Origin of the sequence: Autumnicola psychrophila (assembly GCF_031846645.1) — a bacterium.
Lineage (GTDB): Bacteria > Bacteroidota > Bacteroidia > Flavobacteriales > Flavobacteriaceae > Autumnicola > Autumnicola psychrophila.
Genome location: NZ_JAVRHN010000036.1, coordinates 1 through 638 on the forward strand (window position 1 = coordinate 1; position 638 = coordinate 638).

Consider the following 638-nt stretch of genomic DNA (forward strand, 5'->3'; position numbering starts at 1 on the left):
ATAAGTTCCGGCATTGGTGTAACCTTTTGCCGGAGCATAAATCAATGCAGTTTCTGAATGCTTCAGACTTGCAGCAACATTCTTAACAGTCCCATCATAAGTGAAAGTCTGAACAGCATCTGCAGTAATTACCGCTTCTGCCTTTTTGATCACAAGCTCTGCAGTCAGTACTTTATCATTATAGTTGTCCTGACTTACAGTTGCAGTCACTTTATAAGTGCCGGCGTTGATTTGTCCATTATTCCCATACTTCACTGTGGCTCCCTCAGGAAGTCCGGTTACGGCTATGCTATGAGCTTCACCATCATAAGTGAAAGTGCCACCTTCAAAAGCCACTCCTTCAATTTCGGCTTTTTCGATCACCAAAGACACTTCTTTTGAAGCGGACAAATAATTGTCAGTTTCTTCGGAAGAAATTGTTACAGGGTAACTTTTTGCATTGGTGTATCCTTGTGCCGGAGCATAAGTCAACGTAGTTTCAGAATGGTTCAGACTTGCAGCAACATTCTTAACAGTTCCGTCATAAGTGAAAGTCTGAACAGCATCGGCAGTGATTACTGCTTCTGCCTTTTCGATCACAAGCTCGGCAGTCAGTACTTTATCATTATAGTTGTCCTGACTTACAGTTGCAGTCACTT

At 42.3% G+C, this 638-nt stretch carries 1 protein-coding gene; it reads right to left on the bottom strand.

Features of this window, described 5'->3' with window-relative positions; genetic code table 11:
• Window positions 1-638 (bottom strand): MBG domain-containing protein (locus RM541_RS17395; RefSeq protein ID WP_311501402.1); only part of this gene is annotated, 638 nt, incomplete at both ends.